Origin of the sequence: Pseudomonas sp. M5 (assembly GCF_016907075.1) — a bacterium.
GTDB classification, from domain to species: Bacteria; Pseudomonadota; Gammaproteobacteria; order Pseudomonadales; family Pseudomonadaceae; genus Aquipseudomonas; species Aquipseudomonas putida_E.
In genome coordinates, this window is record NZ_JAFBBH010000001.1 from 5,030,555 (window position 1) to 5,046,782 (window position 16,228).

Here is a 16,228-nt window from a genome sequence, read left to right on the forward strand (position 1 = left end):
GCAAAGTTGCCAAGTGCGGTGGCCTTTGGTGTGCTTGTTATCTGCAACATAGCTGCAGATTGTGATTTTGCCTTACAACCGGCCTTGGGCGATCATGGCTTGTTTCGATTACTGCTATTGGAGAACGGGATGTCTCGTACCTTGCCGGCTGCGCTGCTGTTGCTGTTTCTCGCCTTGTGGCTGGCTGCCAGTTACGGCGTGCGCTACGGGTTGATGGAAGATGCGCAGTGGGTCGGCCTGTGCGCCGTGCCGGGTGAGCACTGGCAGTGCCAGGTGCGCGCGGTGCTGGGGCTGGGCATTCACTTTCAGGTGATGGCCTGGGCCGGGCTTGCGCTGGCGTTGCTGGCGCAGGTGCTTGGCGGGCGCAGCGGTTGGTGGCTGGCGGTGTTGGCGCTGGTGTTCGGCATCCCGGCGCTGGTGCTGTATACCGCCAGCATTGCTGTATTTGCGGTGGTGCTGGCGGGGTTACGGCTGGTACGGCAAGCGCGTCGCAGCTGACAGGGGCTGCCGTGCAGCCCATTCGCCGGCACCTGGGTATCAAGCCTTGCGCACCCGCAAACTCCGCCACAACGCCGCAGCCATCAGCACACTGACCACCGCCCACCCCCAGGCCTGCTGATTCTCCAGCCCTTCCCGGTACAGCTGCGGCATCACGCCAGCCCCGACGATAAACGCCAGCAACGCCACCTCCGCCCGTGCTGCTACCACCGGGCGCAGCAAGTAAACCAGCGCCGGCAACGCCAGCGCCGCGGTAGGGAAACTGCGATAACGCGGGTCGAACACCATCGCAAGCATACTCACTGCCGCGGCAAAGCCTGCCGCCAGCAATAGCCACCCAGCGCGCGTCTCGAGCCAGGCAAACACACGCTCCCGCCAGCCAGCCCGGCGCGCCAACGCAAGTACCGCATGGGCCAGTACCATCAGGTTCAACCCCGCCAGCAACGCCGCCCACAGCCATTCCCCGGCAAACCTTGCGTGGGTCCGCATCAATTCGCCCCACAGCCCCAGGCAGCCAGCGCCAAACGCCGCCAGCAACGGCAACAGCAACGCCCCGGTCGCGGTGCCAGGGCGCCCTGCGAACACCAGCATCACAGCCATCAACACCGCGCTTGCCAGCAACCACTGGGGCCAGTAGTGCAGGTTGCTCACAGGGCCCTCGAGTACGCCTTTGTCCTGCCGGTCGGCATCGTACAGGCCCCAGTAGCCGCCCACCGCGCCTTCGCTGACGCGCTTCCACGGCTGGTCGAAGGCTTCGATCAGGTTGTAGTGCCAGCCATTGGCCTCGGCCATGGCGACGAAACCGCGGATGAAGCGTGCCTCGTTGGCCCGGCTGGGCACAGCCGTCTCGCGCTGGCGGCCTTCGCTGGGCCAGCCGGTCTCGCCGATGAAGATATCCTTGGGCGCAAAGCGCGTACCGAACACCCGGCGCACATCAGCGACATGCGCCAGGGCATCGTCGATACCGCGTGGGTCGTCCTCCCAGTAGGGCAACAGGTGAATGGTCAGGAAGTCCACCGCTGGCGCCACCTGCGGGTGCTGTAGCCAGAACTCCCAGACATCGGCATAGGTCACCGGCACCTTGACCTGGCTTTTCACTTTGCCGATCAGCGCGGCCAGGCGCTCGCCGGTCACTTCCTTGCGCAACAGCGCTTCGTTGCCCACGATCACCGCACTGACCACGTCCGGGTTGGCGTTGGCGGCGGCGATCAGCAAATCCACTTCCTTGTCGGTATCGACCGGGTTGGCATTGACCCAAGCCCCGAGCATCACCTTCAGGCCATGCTTGCGCGCCAGTGCCGGGATCGCTTCAAGCCCGGCCATGGAATAGGTGCGGATGCACTGAAATCGTTCGGCCAACAGCGCCAGGTCGGCGTCCATGCGCGCCGGGCGCAAGCGAAAAGGCTGGTCGAAAGGCGACTGGTCCTTGTCGAACGGGGTATAGGAGGCGCACTGCAATTTGTGCGTGGGGCTGGCGGCGTCCGGCAGCAGGATCGGCTTGCCGAGCGTGTACCAGAGCGCCCCAAGCCCTGAGAGGGCAAGCAGGCAGGTGAACAGGTACAGCGGCAGCAACAGGCGGGCAGGGCTGGGCATCAGGCGGTCCATCGTCAGGCGCAAAACGTTAGATAGTAGCCCGGCGCCAATCCTTTGGCATGCAAGGATCGCGCAGAATGGTGCAGGCAGACGCCGCTAATGGCACAGTGCTGTCGCAAAGGCATCGGGTACAGGTCGCAGTGGGAGCAGGTCACGCTTTGTTGCAGGAACATCATGCAATCTCCGAGACCTGACGAGGGGATGCTTTGATGGCAACTTTGAAAAAAATGCGACGACTCTTGGGGGCGGGCACCGCCCTGGTACTGGCCATGAGCGCTGCGCAGGCGATGGCCAAAGAAGTGAGCATCGGTTACGTGGATGGCTGGGCCGACAGCGTGGCGACCACCAACGTGGCCGCCGAAGTGATCAAGCAGAAGCTCGGCTACGACGTCAAACTGCAGGCCGTGGCCACCGGCATCATGTGGCAGGGTGTGGCCACCGGCAAACTCGACGCCATGCTCTCGGCCTGGCTGCCGGTGACCCACGGTGAGTACTGGACCAAGAACAAGGACAACGTGGTCGATTACGGCGCCAACTTCAAGGATGCCAAGATCGGCCTGATCGTGCCGGAGTACGTCAAGGCCAACAGCATTACCGACCTCAAGACCGACGAAAGCTTCAAGCAGAAGATCGTCGGCATCGACGCAGGCTCCGGGGTGATGCTCAAGACCGACCAGGCCATCAAGGACTACGGCCTTACCGGCTACAAGCTGCAGGCAAGCTCCGGCGCAGCGATGACCGCCGAACTGGGCCGCGCCTACGGCAAGCAGCAGTCCATTGCAGTGACCGGCTGGGTGCCGCACTGGATGTTCGCCAAGTGGAAGCTGAAGTTCCTCGAAGACCCCAAAGGCGTTTATGGTGCCGCCGAGACGGTCAACAGCATCGGCAGCAAGGAACTGGCGACCAAAGCGCCGGAAGTGGCCGAGTTCCTGAAGAAGTTCAGCTGGCAGTCCAAGGACGAGATCGGCGAGGTGATGCTGGCGATTCAGGAAGGCGCCAAGCCTGAGGCAGCGGCGAAGGACTGGGTGGCCAAGCATCCGGACCGAGTCAAGGAATGGACTGGCAAGTAACGAATCAAACTTTTTGAAGCGGGGCTGCTGTGCAGCCCTTCGCGGCACAAGGCCGCTCCTACAGGCGTTATGCGCTGTAGGAGCGGCCTTGTGTCGCGAAAGGGCCGCACAGCGGCCCCGCTTTGTTACTTATTCTGCAAAACACCGTTGCATCTAAGACTAAGGTCGTCTGGTTGGCGTTCAAAGGCAGCATAAAGTGACGGTGTGGGTTCCATCCCCTATCTGTGCTGCTAGGACAAAAACAATGAACGACAGCATTTACCTCTCGATACAAAACAGCCCCCGCTTCAAGGAGCTGGTGACCAAACGCGAACGGTTCGCCTGGATTCTCTCGGCGATCATGCTCGGCCTGTACTGCGCCTTCATCCTCCTGATCGCCTACGGTCCTCATCTGCTGGGCGCCAAGCTCAGCCCTGAGTCGTCGATTACCTGGGGCATCCCCCTGGGCGTCGGCCTGATCATTTCGGCATTCGTCCTGACCGCCATCTACGTGCGCCGCGCCAACGGCGAGTTCGATGAGCTGAACAAGGCCATCCTCAAGGAGGCGCAACAATGATTCGTCACACCAAAGCCTTGGCCGTACTGGCCTGCGGCGTTTTCGCACCCGCCGTGTGGGCAGCCGATGCCCTGACCGGTGAGGTGCAGAAACAGCCGCTGAACGTTGCAGCGATCGCCATGTTCGTGGCCTTCGTCGCCTTCACCTTGGGCATCACCTACTGGGCCTCCAAACGCAATAAGTCGGCAGCCGACTACTACGCGGCCGGCGGCAAGATCACCGGTTTTCAGAACGGCCTGGCGATTGCCGGCGACTACATGTCGGCAGCGTCGTTCCTGGGTATTTCCGCGCTGGTGTTCACCTCTGGCTACGACGGCCTGATCTACTCGATCGGCTTTCTGGTCGGCTGGCCGATCATTCTGTTCCTGATCGCCGAACGCCTGCGCAACCTGGGCAAATACACCTTTGCCGACGTGGCCTCCTACCGCCTGGGGCAAAAGGAAATCCGTACCCTGTCGGCCTCCGGTTCGCTGGTGGTGGTGGCGTTCTACCTGATCGCGCAGATGGTCGGCGCCGGCAAGCTGATCGAGCTGCTGTTCGGCCTGGACTACCATGTGGCGGTGATCCTGGTAGGTATCCTGATGTGCCTGTACGTGCTGTTCGGCGGCATGCTGGCCACCACCTGGGTACAGATCATCAAGGCCGTACTGCTGCTGTCCGGCGCCAGCTTCATGGCACTGATGGTCATGAAGCACGTGGGCTTCGACTTCAACACCCTGTTCTCCGAAGCGATCAAGGTGCACAGCAAGGGTGAGGCGATCATGAGCCCGGGCGGCCTGGTCAAGGACCCGATCTCGGCCTTCTCGCTGGGCCTGGCGCTGATGTTCGGTACCGCCGGCCTGCCGCATATCCTGATGCGCTTCTTCACCGTCAGCGACGCCAAGGAAGCGCGCAAGAGCGTGCTCTACGCCACCGGCTTCATCGGCTACTTCTACATCCTGACCTTCATCATCGGCTTCGGCGCGATCCTGCTGGTCAGCACCAACCCGGACTTCAAGGACGCCGCCGGCGCCCTGCTGGGCGGCAACAACATGGCTGCGGTGCATTTGGCCGATGCCGTGGGTGGCAGCATCTTCCTCGGCTTCATCTCGGCGGTGGCGTTCGCCACCATCCTGGCGGTGGTTGCCGGCCTGACCCTGGCCGGTGCCTCGGCGGTGTCCCACGACCTGTACGCCAGCGTATGGCGCAAGGGCAAGGCCAACGACAAGGACGAGATCCGCGTCTCGAAGATCACCACCATCGCCCTTGGCGTGCTGGCGATCGGCCTGGGTATTCTGTTCGAGAAGCAGAACATCGCCTTCATGGTCGGCCTGGCGTTCTCCATTGCCGCCAGCTGCAACTTCCCGGTACTGCTGCTTTCGATGTACTGGAAGAAGCTGACCACCCGCGGCGCCATGATCGGCGGCTGGCTGGGCCTGGTGAGTGCAGTGACACTGATGATCCTTGGCCCGACCATCTGGGTGCAGATCCTCGGCCACGAGAAGCCGATCTACCCGTACGAGTACCCGGCGCTGTTCTCGATGCTGATTGCCTTCGTCGGTATCTGGTTCTTCTCGGTCACCGACAAGTCCAAGGCGGCTGAAAACGAACGCGCACTGTTCTTCCCGCAGTTCGTCCGCTCGCAAACTGGCCTGGGGGCCAGCGGGGCGGTTTCGCACTGACATAGAGCGCAAAAAACACAACGCCCCGCCAGTCGGGGCGTTGTGCATTGTGCAGTGTCATTTTGCCTTCGCTCGGAAATTTCCGAAGCTCCCTCGGAAGCTTCCTGATTATCCAGCCCCATGCTTCCCGAATACTTCTCCTCACCCGCCGGGCCAACCCGGCAGGCCTGTTACCTTCAAGGAGAAACCATTCGTGAAACGCACGTTACTCGCCCTTCCCCTGGCCCTGATGTTCGCAGGCGCCGCCCATGCCGTCGACCCGATCGAGAAGCAGGTGCAAATCGTCGCCCAGGTGCCCACCGACGCGTTCTACGTCGAGCCCGTGGGTGGCAACTGGATGAACGACCCGCAGGAAATGGCCTGGAATTCCTTTCAAGGCAAGCTCGACCCGATCCGCAAGCAACTGCAGGTCAAGAGCACCATCGGCCCGATCAGCGCCTACCTGGTATCGCCTGCAGTGATCGCCAACGGCAGCAACAACATTGGCCTGGACGTCACGGTCGGTGACACCGTGTTGCAAACCACCCCGGCCGAAGTGGTCAGTGCCACCCAGGCGGCACCGGGCGCGGTCATCGGTTTCCAGGTCGAGGCCCAGCCGGCGCCAGGCACCGGTTATGAGCCAGGCAGCTACCAGGGCCTGGTCAGCATGATCTTCGAAACCGCCGCCCCTTAAGGCTCCGTTCACCTCCAGTGCCTGCCCGGGCCCTCGCCAACGGCGAGGGGCGGGCAGGTCATGCCTGTAAGCGATACCCATGTCCCGACATTCCTCCTCCGCCGTCTTGCGCTGCTGGCTGCCACTGGCTGCCAGCATGGCCTTGTGGGCCGGCATGAGTCATGGCGCGGCCAGTGCCCTGGGGCCGGTCGCAGGCCTGCCGCGCGAGTTCGAGGCGCATTTCTTCGATGTGCCGTTGGCCGTACGGGTCGACCTGGACGGCCGTTACCTCGGTGATGCCATGGTGGTGCTCAGCCGCGACCAGCAGGTGCAGTTGCTGGAATTCACCGAAACCTTCGACAGCCGCGAGCCCGAGAGCCTGCGACGACGCTGGCGCGAGCGCCTGGCCGATGGCAGGCCCCTGGGCGACTGCCAGGCAGACTGCCCGGAAGGCTTGCGTGCGATTCATTACAGCCTGGCCAACTCGCAGCTGTCGCTGCTGACCGACCGTGCCGAAGTAGCCGCCACTGCCGAACGTTTTCATCGCCTGCCGGAGCAGGGCAGCCACGGCCTGTTGCTGCGCAACCAGCTCAACCTGGTCAATGATGGCGTCGCCACCAGTGGCCGCTACGCCTTGCAGGGCCAGGCCAGTGTCGGCCAGTGGACAGCCTTGGCCGACGGCCAGCTCGACCGCGGCAGCGACAGCCGCGAGGGCACCCGCTACCGGGTCGACCAGCTGTATGGCGAGCGCCTGGTCGAGGACCATTTCTACCGCCTGGGGTACTTCACCCCCAGCGCCCAGGGCCTGACCCGCCAACCCAGGCTGATGGGCGCCAGCCCTGACACGACCCTGGGCCTGATGTTCGGGAGCAGCGACAGCCTGCTCATCGACAGCGCCGCGCCCAGTGCCACGCCCATCCATGTCACACCCAGCCGCCCGGCCGTGGCGCAGATCTACCGCAACGGTGTGCTGATCAACAGCCAGCCGGTGCAGCCAGGGTTGCAGACCCTCGATACCAAGGTGCTGCCCGGCGGCATCTACGAGGTCGAAGTACGTCTGGTCGAGGACGGCCAGGTCAGTTCGCGCAGCCAGGCATTCGTCTACAAGCCCGGCAACTGGCGCAGTACCGACGCACCTTGGCGTTACAACCTGTATGTCGGGCGCCAGAGCAGTGAGCTCAGCAATTGGCAGGCCGTGCATGACGACACCCTGGCGGCGGGCGTGCTGGCCAACTACCTGCTGCACCCAAGGGCAATCGTCGGTGTGTCCGCTCAGCGGCTCGACGATGCCATGCAATACGGCACCTCACTGGACTGGGATGTGCGCGACCGGCTCAAACTCTATGGCAACCTGTTCCAGGCCCAGGGCCATGGCAACGGCTTCGACCTGCAACTGATCCATGCCTACGCGAGCGGCTCGCTGGTCGCAAGCCACAGCCGCACCTGGCTGGCGCAGCCCGGCAGGGACTACCTTGGCAATGCACCTGCACGGCCATTCACCCGGCGCCAGACGCAATCATCGCTGTCCTTGAACCATCGCCTGGACCCTCGCAACACCGCCAGTGTGCGTGTGTCGCACAGCAGTGGCAGTGATGCCGGCATCGGCATCGATCTGGGGTGGGCCTATTACGGGCGTTTGTTTGGCTCTGACGCCAACTGGCGCTTGTCGCTGTTCGATCGCCCGGGCAACAGCGGTACCGGTGATGCGCGCAACCGTGGCATCAACCTGAGCCTGAGCATGAGCCTGGGCGACGGCGGCCGACGTTTGTCCGCCAGCATCGGCAGCCGCACCTCGCGTGACGGCGGGCGTGACCTCAATACCTCGCTGGGCTATCGGCAGGATGTAGAGATCGGCCCATTGCGCAGCATTGGCGCCACCCTCAGCGCCGACCGCTACGGCACGGGGCTGGGGGCCGATACCCAGTTCGAGAACCCGTTCATGCAAGGTGACGCTTACCTGCAGCGCTCCTCCTACAACGGCGAATTCACCGGTGGCCTGAACCTGCAAAGCCTGCTGGCCGTGGGTGCCGGCAAGGCGGCAGTGAGCGGCCAGCCCCTGGGGCACCAGGCCGCGTTGATCGTCGATGTGGACACCGACATCGACGGCCTCAGGTTGCGTGCCGACGATGCCATGGGCGTCAACCTGCATGCCGGGCGCAACATCATCCCGGTCACCGCCTACAAGCCCGGGCATGTGCAGTTCGATTTCGACGGGAGCGAGGCGACCGCCGCCGTGATACAGCCATCGAGCGTTGACTACCACCTCAACCGCGGGGGCATCGACTACCGCCAGGTTCGTGTACTGCGCACCGTCACCGTGCTGGGGCGCTTGCTCGATGGCCAGGGCCTGCCGTTGCGTGGCGCCCAGGTGATCAACCATGCCAGCCGCAGTGTCAGCGAGGCCGATGGCTTTTTCGCGGTGGAAATGAGCGAAGCGGCACCGACCCTGGAAATTCGCCAGCGCGGGCAACCGCTCTGTCTCGTACGCCTGGACCTGGAAGGCCTGACGCGTGAAGGCGACGTGCTGCTGGCCGGCGACCAACAGTGCCAGCCCGAGATTGCATCGCGATCTTCGTGAGTTTCGGAATTTTCCTACTGCTTTAGCCGTGGCCGACGGGTTGCGCACGGCAATACCCTTAATCAAATCACCAGGGAGCTTCGCCACATGAAAATGCTTTCTCTATCGGCCTTCGTCCTGCTGGCCATGCCACTGGCTGCCGTGGCCACCCCCGAACTGAACGTTGGCGGATTGTACGATTACCTCGACGGTGACAGGAGCACCCTGCTCAAGCGTGTGCGCAACAGCGGCGACAGCACGGCGTTCGTCAAGGTCAGCGTCGCCGAGCTGGTCTATGACGATGCCGGGGTGGCCCACGAAATCGACACCGACGGCCTGGCCCTGGAGCAGCGCGGTCTGGTCGCCAGCCCGGCGCGGCTGATCGTACCGGCGCACGGCATGCAGGCCGTGCGCCTGTTGTACCGTGGCCCGCGGGACCAGGAGCGTTACTTCCGTCTGCGCTTCATGCCAGTGCTGCCGGAATTGGGTGACGGTTTTGCCGTGGACGAACAGGAGGCGGCGCAGTACCGCGACGGCCTCAGGGCGGGGGTAAACCTGCTGGCCGGCTATGGCTCGCTGCTGTTCGTACGGCCGGCGCAGGCACGCTTCAACACGCCGGTGCGGCGTGAAAACGGGCAACTGACTGTGGTCAATGAAGGTAACTCCACCGTGGTTCTGGACCACTTCCGTCAATGCCTGATGGCAGGGGAACAGTGTGAGCCCGCGACCAAGCATCACCTGCTGCCAGGCCGTAGCCGGCAGTTCGAGGGGCACTCGCAAAAGGTGCACCAGTTCGAGCTTCACGAAGGACGTGATCATAAAATCATGGTGGTGAAGGGGTAAACGTGATGGTTCATCTGATGCGATTTTGCCTGGCATGGGTGGTAACGGCGTGGTTCATGCTGCTGGCCCCAAGCGCCCAGGCACTTGATGTCACGGTGTCGGCGCAGTATCTGGGCAAAGGGTCGGGACAATTCGAAAACACGACGCCTCCTGCATTGTTCTGCCGCAGGTTTGCCTATCGCTGTACCAACAATGACGTGGTCGATCTGCCCCTGACCTACACAAAAGAGGTGACTACCGTCTCACCACGGGCAAAGTTTTTCATCCAGATGCCGGGCCGGCGCCAGGTCGATGTCTTCCACGAAGTTACCGGTGAGCCGCACACAGTGTCGTTCGAGTTCACAGGGGTCAGCCAGAAAACGGGGGGCGTGCCCTGGTATGAGAGTCCTACGTACAACGCTGTCGTGCAGGGTGGTTGCACCCGTGTAGCGTCCATCGGCAATCCACCCTGGGTATTCTTCCTCTGGGACATTACCAACCCGACAGCGCCTGCCGGCTGTCACTCATTGAATTCCCGGAATGGGCCTGATTATCACGGGTTCATCGACGTGACTGACATGGGCGTGTCTTACAACCTCCGGATGCCTGCCCCATTTCGCATGAAAACCGGGCTCTATCGAGGAAGCATCACATACAGCGTTGGCCCTGGCGGCGACTTCGACTTTGGTGATGGCGTTACTGCACTCAATACCAACAGCGTCACAATCAACCTCGTGCTCGACGTCCAGCATGCCTTCTTTTTCGAGTTTCCGCCGGGTACTGACCGCGCCGTGCTGGAGCCTCGCGATGGCTGGCAGCACTGGCTTGCGGGGGGCAGTGTGCCGCAGCGTCTGTATAGAGACTTGCCATTCAGGCTGTCATCCTCTGGCCCGTTCAAGGTTTACAAGCTGTGCCAGTACGATATCGACGCCCAGTGCGCAATCACCAACGACAAGGGCGATCAAGTACCTGTCCTGCTGTCCCTGAGCTTGCCCGCCGGCATCCAGCACCGAGGTCAGATGGTCGAAAGGCTTGCGCTACCGACGGGGCGTGCTCAAGCGCTGCAGTTCGAAGCCGTGCAGCCCACCCTCAACCGGCCTGGCCAGATGCACTTTGAAATAGCCAAGGAGGATGTGCGCCGTATGTTACCCAACAACGGCAGTATCTATACCGGGCTGGCCACAGTCGTGTTCGATGCCGAGTTGTAATCGGCAACCACAAAAACGAGGAGCGGGCATGCACACAGCACTGGTGGTCGACGACCACCCATTTATCCGTGCCACGGTCTGCCAGTTGCTGCGCCAGCAGCAGGTCGAAGTGGTTGGCCAGGCCGACAACGGCATCGATGCGGTGCGCCTGGTGCGCGAGCTGGCGCCGGATCTGGTGATCCTCGACATCGCCATGCCTGGCCTGGACGGGCTGGAGGTCATCAGCCGCATCCAGGCCTGCAGCCGTCCGAGCAAGGTCGTGGTGCTGACTTCACAGTTGGCCGTGGCCTACTCGTTGCGCTGCCTGCAGGCGGGGGCAGCCGGCTACGTGGCCAAGACCGATGACCTGGATGAACTGGGCAAGGCGGTACGTGCTGCGCTGTCGGGTTTTACCTACTTCCCCGCAGTGGCCTTGAGCTCGGTGCACAAACAGGACCTGCAGGCCACCGAGCCGCAGTGTATCGCCAGCCTGTCCGACCGTGAGCTGATGGTGTTGCAGTACCTGGCCCGCGGCCTGAGCAACAAAGCCATCGGCGAGGCCATGCTGCTGAGCAACAAGACCATCAGCACCTACAAGACGCGCCTGCTGGAAAAGCTCAGGCTCAACTCGCTGATTGACCTGGCGGATTTCGCTCGCCGCAATCAGCTGATCTGAATTTCGCCCCGCGTGCCCTTACGTGCCTTGCTCCTGGCGTTGCTCTGTTTCGTGCTGACACTGCCAGCGCTGGCCAGGCCGCAGTTGCACGCGCGGGCCACCCTGGACGGGCCCCGCCACGAGCCCGATGAAGCGGGCATACGCTGGTTGTGGGCGCGCCGCTCGCTGCGTTTGGGCGTGCTGGCCCAGGACAACCCGCCCCTCGACATCCTCGGCACCGGCAGCGCCTATGAAGGCATTACCGCTGATTACGCCGGGCTGCTGGGCGAACAGTTGAACCTGCAGGTGCAGGTGCAGGTTTTCGAAGCGTTCGCCGAGGCGCATGCGGCATTGCGTGCAGGCGAGGTCGACCTGCTCGGCTCGGTCACCAGCCGCCAGGCGCTGGACGCGGGGTTGCGGCTGTCACGGCCTTACGCCGAGGATTGCCCCTTGCTGCTGGCGCGTGAGGCGCGTGGCCGTGAACGGGTCGATGACACGCACGGCCTCGACCTGGTGATGGTCCAGGGCTACCGCAGCCTGGAGCAGGTCCGCGACCGCTACCCTCAGGCACGTGTGCAAACCCACCTTTCTCCGTTCGATGCCCTGGCGACGTTGGCACTCGGGCATGCCGACCTGTACTTGGGCAATGCCTTGGCGGCCCGCTACGCGTTGGGCCGCGGCCAACTTGCCGGTGTCGAGGAAGTCGGCCACGCCGGGCTGCCCCGGCAGGGCATCGGTTTTGCCATGCTCAATGGCGATACGCCCTTGCCGGGGCTGGTCGATGCCGCCCTTGGCAACCTCACCGAGCGCCAGCACCAGCGCATTCGCGAACGGTGGAGCCCACTGGGCGCCGCCGCGCAGCGGCCAGTGCCGCTGCAGTTGAGCGAGGCCGAGCAGCGCTGGTTGCTCGACAATCCACGCGTGCAAGTGGCGATGGACGAGCAGCTGTTGCCGCTGAGCTTTCGCGATGGCAAGGGCCAATGGCGGGGCCTGAGCCTGGATGTGCTGCAACTGATCAGCCGGCGCACCGGGCTGCGTTTCGAGGTGCAGGCTGGCGGCACGCTGCAAGGCATGCTCGAACAACTGCGCGAGGGCGAGGTGCAACTGATTGCCGGCCTGCCGCGCAGCCCAGCCCTGGAGCGCCAGGTGTCCTTCAGCCGTGCTTACCTCAGTGCCTCGCGGGTACTGGTGACGCGCGATGCACCGCAGGCTCCTGGCAACCTCGAGCAACTGGCCGGGCGACCGCTGGCCCTGGTGTGGGGCAGTGCCCTGCATGAAATGCTTGGCCAGCATTATCCGCAGGTTGTGCCAATGGCCGTGGCCAGCCCCGTTGAAGCCTTGCGCGCCGTGGCTCGCGGCAAGGCGGCCGCCGCCGTGCTGACCCTCGATGACGCGCGAGCACTGATCGCGCGTGGCTACCCGGGCCAGCTCAAGATCAGCGCCAGCCTGCCGCTGCCGCCCGCGCATTTCGCCCTGGCCAGCGCCCGCGGGGCGGTTGAACTGCAGGGCATACTCGACAAAGCCCTGCTCAGCCTGTCACCGCACGAGATTGACGGCCTGGTGCGTCGCTGGCGCAACCCGATGATCGTCGCTGACGGTGTGTGGCAACGTTACCGCGGCCGTATCCTGCTGGGTTTTACCACGGCCCTGCTGTTGCTCGGCCTGGCCTTGCTGTGGATCCGCTACCTGCGGCGCCTGCAGGTGCAATTGCGCCGTGCCAAGCGTGAGGCCGATGCCGCAAACCAGGCCAAGACCCAGTTCCTGACCACCATGAGCCACGAGCTTCGCACGCCCTTGCATGCCGTGCAGGGCATGCTTGAACTGGCACGGCGCAAGGCCGAGCGAGGCGAGTTCGACCACCTGGCACTGGAGGTGGCCGACGAAGCGGCGCGTGGCCTGCTGGAACTGATCGGAGACATCCTGGACATCACCCGTATCGAGTCCGGGCACTTGCAGTTTGCTGCCCAGCGGGTGTGCCTGCGCGAGCACGTGGGGCGGGTGCTGCAGTTGTTCGAGCAGCAGGCGCGCAGCAAAGGCCTGGCGTTGCGCCTGGTTACCCAAGGCCAGGTGGATGCCCAGGTCATGCTCGACCCGCTGCGCTTCAAGCAGGTGCTGGCCAACCTGCTGAGCAATGCCATCAAGTTCACCGAACACGGCGAGGTGACGGTAAACCTGTCGGCAACAGCGGTGGACGGCTACCTGGCGGTGGAGCTGACGGTGCGCGATACCGGTGTCGGCATTGCCGCAAGCGAGCTTGCGCACCTGGGGCAACCGTTCCGTCAGGCCAGCAACCAATGCCAGTCACCGCGCTGCAGCGCCGGCCTGGGCCTTGGCATCAGCCGCAGCCTGTGCGAGATGATGGGCGGCAGCCTGCACCTGCACAGCGTGCTGGGGCAGGGCACCGAAGTGAACGTGCGCCTGAGCCTGCCGCAGTTGAGTGCTGCCCAGCAACGGCCGGCGGCCGCTACCGGTGACACTCGTCACCCGCCCCAGCCGCTGCGCCTGCTGGTGGTCGACGACTATCCGGCCAATCGCCTGTTGCTGGTGCAACAGCTCGAATACCTCGGGCATCAGGCGTGCGTTGCCCAGGACGGTACCCAGGCCTTGCGCTTGTGGTTGGGCGAGCACTTCGACGGGGTGATCAGTGACTGCAACATGCCTCGGCTCAACGGCTACGCGCTGGCCCGCGCCATTCGCGAGCACGAGCGGCGCAGCGGCAGGCCCAGGTGCCAGGTGATCGGTTTGACTGCCAGTGCCACACAGGTTGAACGCCGGCGCTGCCGTGCAGCAGGCATGGACGCTTGCCTGTTCAAGCCTCTGGGGCTGGACGGCCTGGTTCGGGCCTTGGCCCGTGCCAGTCCTGCACTGCTGGACCTCGAACACATCAGGCGGCTGGTGGCCGGCGACGAGGCTGCACTGCGAGCGTTGTTGGCCGACCTTCGTGCCAGCAACCTGCAGGACCTGCAGCTACTTGCGCAGGTGCCGGCCAATGCTGAGGCGCTGGCCATGCTGGCCCATCGGATAAAGGGAGGCGCCCGGATCGCTCGGGCAAGAGTGATAGTCGACCTGTGCGAGCGGTTGGAGCGCAGATGCCAAGCCAAACCGCCCGCACCGGGCGATATCGAGCAGGATGTGGGGGCGCTGCGCGAGGCCATGCTGCAGCTTGAACAGCAACTGGCCTTGCACGCCCCCGGTTCAAATCATGCCGAGCAACAACAACACCAGCAGAATCACCAGCACCACGCCAATGATGCCGGATGGGCCATAGCCCCAGCTGCGCGAGTGTGGGAAGACCGGTAAGCCACCAATCAACAGCAGGATCAGGATGATGATGAGGATCGTGGTCATGACGGAGTCCTTGCGTGGTTAGGGGTCAAGAGCCTCGTACAGCTGGCCTCTTGTTAATTCGGACCGGCGCCGCTTGGCAAAGATTCCATTTGCCTGGTACTGACCGTTTGGTCATGCCCGCCCATTCACTACCCTGATGAACCCTCTCTGGCGCCAACGCCTTGATTAGACTGGGCTGACCACCCATCAGTACAAGGCCTGCCACCATGCACAAACGCATCATGATCACTGGCGCCGGTTCCGGCCTCGGCCGCGAGATTGCCCTGCGCTGGGCGCGCGAGGGTTGGCGCCTGGCGTTGGCCGACGTCAACGAGCCAGGCCTGCGCGAAACCCTGGAGCTTGTGCGCGGTGCCGGCGGCGAGGGCTTCGTCCAGCGCTGCGACGTGCGCGACTACAGCCAGCTGACCGCCCTGGCCCAGGCCTGCGAAGAGAAGTTCGGCGGTATCGATGTGATCGTCAACAACGCCGGTGTCGCCTCGGGCGGCTTCTTCGCCGAGCTGTCGCTGGAAGACTGGGACTGGCAGATCGCGGTCAACCTGATGGGTGTGGTCAAGGGCTGCAAGGCCTTCCTGCCGCTGCTCGAACGCAGCAAGGGGCGCATCATCAATGTGGCGTCGATGGCGGCCCTGATGCAGGGGCCGGGCATGAGCAACTACAACGTTGCCAAGGCCGGTGTGCTGGCGCTGTCCGAGAGCCTGCTGGTAGAGCTGCGCCAGCTGGAAGTGGCTGTGCACGTGGTGTGCCCGTCGTTCTTCCAGACCAACCTGCTCGACTCTTTCCGCGGCCCGAACCCGGCCATGAAGGCCCAGGTGGGCAAACTGCTGGAGGGCTCGCCGATCAGTGCGGCGGACATTGCCGACTACATCCACCAGCAGGTGGAGGCCGGTGAATTCCTGATCCTGCCCCACGAGGCCGGGCGCCAGGCCTGGCAGCTCAAGCAACAGGCGCCACAGCGGCTGTATGACGAGATGGCAGAGATGGCGGTGAAAATGCGTGGCAAGGCCCAGGCGCGCGGATTGTAGTTCCGTCTGTAGGGCGAATTACCTGCCGATGTAGGCTTGTTCTGAATTGCTGCGAAGGCGTTGAGTCACCGAATATCCCCATGCACTCTCCGGTTTTCCCTGTTGCCGGAGGACCGGAACATGTTGGTCATTGGACGCGTAGTCGGCGAAGTCATCAACATTGGTGACGATATTCAGATCAAGGTGGTGGAAACACGCAATGGCATGGTGCGTTTTGGCGTGAGTGCGCCGCGTGAAGTGTCGGTGCACCGGGCGGAGGTGTACAAGCGGATCAAGGCGGGGGAGAAGCGCAAGGGCAATTCGGCTTGAGGTTGACCTCACCGGCCGCTTCTCGGGTTTGTTCCGCGAAGCGGCCGGTACCGGTCAGTCGAGCAGTTCGCGCGGCACATCATGCTTGGCCAGCAGTTGGCACTGTTGGCTTTCCGGGTCGAACAGGATGAACGCCTGGCCCTTGGCCAGCGCCTGGCGCACCCGCAGCACACGGGTTTCCAGCGGCGTGTCATCACCATTGTCGGTGCCGTCGCGGGTGACGAAATCCTCGATCAGGCGCGTCAGGGTTTCGGCTTGCAAGTGTTCGTAGGGGATCAGCATGGGCGGCATTCAGCTT

14 protein-coding genes and 1 pseudogene are annotated in these 16,228 nt (G+C 63.7%); 12 read left to right on the forward strand and 3 right to left on the reverse strand.

What is annotated here, in order from left to right; all coding sequences use genetic code 11:
• The first annotated feature begins 129 nt into the window (after positions 1-129).
• A complete protein-coding gene (locus tag JOE27_RS22895) occupies positions 130-498 on the forward strand; it encodes a hypothetical protein (RefSeq protein ID WP_204920143.1) in 369 nt (122 codons plus the stop codon).
• Positions 499-537: 39 nt separating this feature from the next.
• Here the strand turns inward: JOE27_RS22895 and JOE27_RS22900 are convergent, their stop codons facing one another.
• A complete protein-coding gene (locus tag JOE27_RS22900; RefSeq protein ID WP_174142143.1) occupies positions 538-2,103 on the reverse strand; it encodes a beta (1-6) glucans synthase in 1,566 nt (521 codons plus the stop codon).
• A 197-nt stretch (positions 2,104-2,300) separates the two neighbouring features.
• On the opposite strand from JOE27_RS22900, the gene JOE27_RS22905 reads away from it, so the two are divergent.
• The 9 genes and pseudogenes from JOE27_RS22905 to JOE27_RS24925 all read left to right on the forward strand — a co-directional run.
• Positions 2,301-3,161 carry a glycine betaine ABC transporter substrate-binding protein gene (locus JOE27_RS22905; protein ID WP_046787404.1) on the forward strand — a complete coding sequence of 287 codons (861 nt, stop codon included), beginning with the start codon at positions 2,301-2,303 and terminating at the stop codon, positions 3,159-3,161.
• 244 nt (positions 3,162-3,405) lie between these two features.
• Positions 3,406-3,717: a DUF485 domain-containing protein gene (locus JOE27_RS22910; protein ID WP_039604303.1), complete on the forward strand. Its 312-nt coding sequence runs from the start codon at positions 3,406-3,408 to the stop codon at positions 3,715-3,717.
• A complete protein-coding gene (locus tag JOE27_RS22915) occupies positions 3,714-5,378 on the forward strand; it encodes a cation acetate symporter (RefSeq protein WP_046787403.1) in 1,665 nt (554 codons plus the stop codon). The genes JOE27_RS22910 and JOE27_RS22915 overlap by 4 nt, the downstream gene beginning before the upstream one ends.
• Positions 5,379-5,571: 193 nt before the next feature.
• Complete coding sequence (locus JOE27_RS22920) at positions 5,572-6,051, forward strand: CS1 type fimbrial major subunit (RefSeq protein ID WP_046787402.1); 480 nt, start codon at positions 5,572-5,574, stop codon at positions 6,049-6,051.
• Between the two features lie 136 nt (positions 6,052-6,187).
• The gene (locus tag JOE27_RS22925) at positions 6,188-8,608 is read left to right on the forward strand and encodes a CS1-pili formation C-terminal domain-containing protein (protein ID WP_204920654.1); all 2,421 of its coding nucleotides are present in this window, start codon (positions 6,188-6,190) and stop codon (positions 8,606-8,608) included.
• 87 nt (positions 8,609-8,695) lie between these two features.
• Complete coding sequence (locus tag JOE27_RS22930; RefSeq protein ID WP_115272947.1) at positions 8,696-9,430, forward strand: molecular chaperone; 735 nt, start codon at positions 8,696-8,698, stop codon at positions 9,428-9,430.
• 5 nt (positions 9,431-9,435) lie between these two features.
• Positions 9,436-10,617, forward strand: a complete 1,182-nt coding sequence (locus JOE27_RS22935; RefSeq protein ID WP_204920152.1) for a hypothetical protein — start codon at positions 9,436-9,438, stop codon at positions 10,615-10,617.
• Positions 10,618-10,645: 28 nt separating this feature from the next.
• Positions 10,646-11,272, forward strand: a complete 627-nt coding sequence (locus JOE27_RS22940; RefSeq protein ID WP_204920178.1) for a response regulator transcription factor — start codon at positions 10,646-10,648, stop codon at positions 11,270-11,272.
• A gap of 177 nt (positions 11,273-11,449) precedes the next feature.
• A pseudogene (locus tag JOE27_RS24925) lies at positions 11,450-14,362 on the forward strand (transporter substrate-binding domain-containing protein); the annotation flags it as partial.
• 84 nt (positions 14,363-14,446) lie between these two features.
• On the opposite strand, the gene JOE27_RS22945 reads toward JOE27_RS24925, so the two are convergent.
• Positions 14,447-14,599, reverse strand: coding sequence for a DUF3309 family protein (locus tag JOE27_RS22945; protein WP_003252624.1), 153 nt, complete (start codon positions 14,597-14,599; stop codon positions 14,447-14,449).
• A gap of 206 nt (positions 14,600-14,805) precedes the next feature.
• Here JOE27_RS22945 and JOE27_RS22950 point away from each other — a divergent pair, with 206 nt between their 5' ends.
• Together JOE27_RS22950 and csrA are read left to right on the forward strand one after the other, a co-directional pair.
• Positions 14,806-15,621 (forward strand): SDR family oxidoreductase, encoded by an 816-nt coding sequence (locus tag JOE27_RS22950; protein ID WP_119688435.1) that lies wholly within the window; start codon positions 14,806-14,808, stop codon positions 15,619-15,621.
• A gap of 120 nt (positions 15,622-15,741) precedes the next feature.
• Entirely contained in the window at positions 15,742-15,930 is a 189-nt protein-coding gene (gene csrA, locus JOE27_RS22955; RefSeq protein WP_039603188.1) for a carbon storage regulator CsrA, read from the forward strand.
• Positions 15,931-15,984: 54 nt separating this feature from the next.
• On the opposite strand, the gene JOE27_RS22960 is transcribed toward csrA, so the two are convergent.
• A complete protein-coding gene (locus JOE27_RS22960; protein WP_039603187.1) occupies positions 15,985-16,212 on the reverse strand; it encodes a YheU family protein in 228 nt (75 codons plus the stop codon).
• Positions 16,213-16,228: the final 16 nt, after the last annotated feature.